This window comes from Erwinia sp., assembly GCF_031978025.1.
Lineage (GTDB): Bacteria > Pseudomonadota > Gammaproteobacteria > Enterobacterales > Enterobacteriaceae > Erwinia.
In genome coordinates this window covers 1-3,889 of record NZ_DALZCD010000346.1, presented here as the reverse complement: position 1 = coordinate 3,889, position 3,889 = coordinate 1, and the positions used below count along the sequence as shown (strand labels likewise).

General features: G+C 53.3%; 3 protein-coding genes. 2 read left to right on the top strand and 1 reads right to left on the bottom strand.

The window, feature by feature from the left end:
- The coding region (locus RTK32_RS19890; RefSeq protein ID WP_312046980.1) for a zinc ABC transporter substrate-binding protein at positions 1–321 on the top strand (321 nt) is incomplete at its 5' end.
- Between the two features lie 42 nt (positions 322–363).
- Here the strand turns inward: RTK32_RS19890 and RTK32_RS19885 are convergent.
- On the bottom strand, positions 364–1,602 hold the full coding sequence (locus tag RTK32_RS19885; protein WP_312046979.1) for an Nramp family divalent metal transporter: 1,239 nt from the start codon (positions 1,600–1,602) through the stop codon (positions 364–366).
- Positions 1,603–1,965: 363 nt separating this feature from the next.
- On the opposite strand from RTK32_RS19885, the gene RTK32_RS19880 reads away from it, so the two are divergent.
- Positions 1,966–3,153, top strand: coding sequence for a NupC/NupG family nucleoside CNT transporter (locus tag RTK32_RS19880; RefSeq protein ID WP_312046977.1), 1,188 nt, complete (start codon positions 1,966–1,968; stop codon positions 3,151–3,153).
- Positions 3,154–3,889 lie beyond the last annotated feature (736 nt).

Below are 3,889 nucleotides of genomic sequence, written 5' to 3'. Positions count from 1 at the left end.
CCGGGCGTTTCGCTTCAACTGGGCGATCGCGATCGTCAGGGACGTTACTGGGACGGCGGCCGCTGGCGCGAAGGTCACTGGTGGCGCAGTAATTATCGCTACAATGATGGCCGCTGGTGGCGCCATGAACAGTGGCGTCGTCAACAGGAGATGCGTCAGCGTCAGGAGTGGCGACGCGACCAGCACTGGCGCGAGCGTGAACGTCGGCATGAATGGCGTGATGAGCGCCGCGAGTGGCAGGGAGACTCGCGCTGGCGAGAACGCGAACGGCGGCATGAATGGCGTAATGAGCGGGATCGTCACCATGACGGTCGCTGGTAAAAAAAAGGGTGCTCCTGTGAGCACCCTTTTTTCTCGTTTCGCTTACAGCTCCATCGCCATGGATATCAGCAGATAGAAGTTGAGCGCCACCACCACCACGACAATCACCTTGCCGGCCGCCTGCATCAGGCGCGAGTTTACCAGCTCCCCCATCAATTCCCGGTTACCGGTAAAAGAAAGCAGCGGAATCAACGCCAGCGCAATACCAAAGCTGAGCAGCACCTGGCTCATCACCAGAATACGCGTTGGCTCCCAGCCCGCCAGGATCACAATAAACGAGGGCAGCATCGTCACCACGCGCCGCACCAGCAGCGGAATACGTATATGGATAAAGCCCTGCATCACCACCTGGCCGGCCATCGTCCCTACTACGGTAGAAGAGAGTCCTGCCGCCAGCAGGCTCAGGCCAAATACCACTGCCGCCGCACGGCCCAATAGCGGATCCAGCGTCAGATAGGCCTGATCGAGATCCGCGATACCGGTATGGCCGCTGAAGTGAAAAGCCGCTGCCGCCGTTGCCATCATGGCCAGATTCACAAAACCGGCAATGGTCATCGCGACGGCCACATCCAGCTTGGTCGAAGAGTAGCGTTCCGCCCGACTCCCACCGTCAGGGCTTTGCGTTAATGAAGAGTGCAGATAAATCACGTGCGGCATAATGGTCGCGCCCAGCACGCCCGCTGCCAGCAGCACCGCATCAGCGGTTGGCAGCGACGGTACGGCCAGGCCCTGCAGCAAATCGGTAACTTTCGGCTGCGAGAAAAACAGCTCGATCACGTAGGCCGCGGCCACAAACAGCAGCAGGCCGCCGATGACCATTTCCAGCGGTTTTTGTCCCCGGCTTTGCAGCATCAGGATCAGAAACGTCACCACGCCCGTCAGCACCGCGCCCTGCAGCAGGCTGACGCCAAAGAGCAGCTTAAAGCCGATAGCCGCGCCGATAAACTCGGCAAGGTCGGTGGCCATGGCAATAATTTCTGCCTGAACCCAATAGAACCAGACGGCCGGACGCGGAAAGCGATCGCGGATGTGCTCTGCTAGATTTTTGCCGGTCGCGATACCGAGCTTGGCGGACATTAGCTGAATAACCATCGCCATGATATTGGCCCAGACCACCACCCACAGCAGCTTGTAGCCATAGGAAGCGCCAGCCTGAATATTGGTCGCAAAATTGCCGGGGTCAATATAGCCAATCGCCGCAATAAAAGCGGGTCCCATCAGCGCAAATTTGATTTTACGGGAACTACGGACCGTCTGTTCCGCGGTGCGGCCTTCAAGCATCGTTTTACCCCTTAATACACCTGAGGAAGAGAGTGTCATTTAAATGATAATGATTATCAACCTCATTTATGCTGATTAACCCTATCGCTGTGATAGCCTACGCTAAAAAGTATAGCCTTTGCTATACCCACAGGCAGCGTTTCTTGTTTGCGATTTGTAATCGATAAACTTACTTTAGGTTAAAAAGTATTCCCCTACAAGTTAGCGGGTGGCTTTTTAAACAGTATCAGTCTGTGACCGGAAAGCAGAATGCAAAATTAAGCCGATATGAATTTGTTATATTGAGGCTTTAGTCTCGTTTTTCTGCAACTTGTTACATAGAATGTGCAGCGAAATATAACAGCCTTCAAATTTGGAGCACTCATGTCCCGCATTCTGCATTTTGCTTTGGCGCTGGTAGTGGTAACGCTGCTGGCCATCCTGGTCAGCAGCGATCGCAAAAATATTCGCGTACGTTTTGTTATTCAGCTGCTGGTGATCGAGGTTTTACTGGCCTGGTTCTTCCTGAACTCTGAGATCGGCTTAGGTTTTGTGAAAGGCTTCGCCGGCTTCTTCGACAAGCTGTTGGGCTTTGCCGCTCAGGGCACCAGCTTTGTCTTTGGCGGGATGAACGATAAAGGCCTGGCGTTCTTTTGGCTTAACGTCCTTTGCCCTATCGTCTTTATTTCTGCTCTTATTGGTATCCTGCAGCATTTTCGTATCCTGCCTGTGGTTATCCGGGCGATCGGTACCGTGCTGTCAAAAGTGAACGGTATGGGCAAGCTGGAATCTTTTAACGCGGTAAGCTCGCTGATTTTGGGACAGTCAGAAAACTTTATCGCCTATAAAGATATCCTGGGCAAAATGTCACAGCGCCGCATGTACACCATGGCCGCTACCGCGATGTCGACCGTATCCATGTCCATCGTCGGCGCCTATATGACCATGCTCCAGCCGAAATATGTGGTCGCTGCGCTGATCCTGAATATGTTCAGTACCTTTATCGTGCTGTCTTTGATCAACCCATACCGCGTTGAAAACGAACAGGATCTCAAGCTGAACGATCTGCATCAGGGGCAGAGCTTCTTTGAAATGCTGGGCGAATACATTCTTGCCGGTTTCAAAGTAGCGGTCATTGTTGCCGCCATGCTGATTGGCTTTATTGCGCTGATTTCCGCCATCAATACGCTGTTCGATACGATTTTTGGCATCAGCTTCCAGGGCGTGCTGGGCTACGTATTCTATCCCTTTGCCTGGGTGATGGGCGTGCCCGCTAACGAAGCACTGCAGGTGGGCAGTATCATGGCAACCAAGCTGGTTTCCAACGAGTTCGTGGCGATGATCGATCTGCAAAAAATTGCCGGAACCCTGTCGCCACGCGGTGAAGGTATCCTGTCCGTGTTCCTGGTTTCTTTCGCCAACTTTTCTTCTATCGGCATCGTGGCGGGCGCCATCAAAGGTCTTAACGAAGAACAGGGCAACGTGGTGTCGCGCTTTGGCCTGAAGCTGCTGTATGGCTCGACGCTGGTTAGCGTGCTTTCCGCGTCCATCGCGGGCCTGGTGCTGCACTGATAGCCATTTGCTCCGACAAGAAAGGCGATCCTCCGGATCGCCTTTTTTATGTCCATGATTAGTCCCTTTCAACAAAGGCTTTCTCGTTATAACCCTGCATGCTCTCCTTACCGTGCTGCACAGGCCGTGAGCGATAAACAGTGATTCGGCTAAAATCATTTAGCGACTCTGTCGGGCACAGTTAACAATCTGCTTATGTTTCGGTATCGGCCCGGCCTCAGCGCCTGTTTCCGTTGGCAGCCGCCTGCCGGCACGTCAGATAGCTAAAGCCTTTACAGGCTTTCGTAAAACCGGTAATACTCCTCCGGGCGGCAATATGTCCTGTCGGGTAGCCTCTTTACCTGTGCCTCAGAGCAAAACTCGTCTGCTACAGATTCGGCAGGATCGTTATCGAAGCCGCTGATCACATCAATGCAGTGCGGTCTGACGGTATTGCGAGGGCACGCACAGTGTTCCTCTCCTGACACCGTCCGCTTAACTTTATCGGCCCCTGTCCGGATGAGCGGTTTCACGGCCTGTTGCTTTTTTCTGCGGTTCGCCGAATCGGTTTAGCACTTTCGTTTTTTTTAACTATGCTTATTCCTTAAGGGTCAGAAATTACCGAATCCGTTGTAAAAAACATTGTTATTCATTCTGTTGCCGGTTGACCCCTGGTTCCCGCAGCAGCATATCCCATTACCTTCCGGCATTCTTGCTGGTTGAAGAGGAGAGCCCATGTCGACGACAAATCGCCCCC

Bases quoted from the DNA above. Each gene is read 5' to 3' on its own strand.
- RTK32_RS19885 (WP_312046979.1), bottom strand. From the start codon at position 1,602: ATGCTTGAAGGCCGCACCGCGGAACAGACGGTCCGTAGTTCCCGTAAA.
- RTK32_RS19880 (WP_312046977.1), top strand. From the start codon at position 1,966: ATGTCCCGCATTCTGCATTTTGCTTTGGCGCTGGTAGTGGTAACGCTG.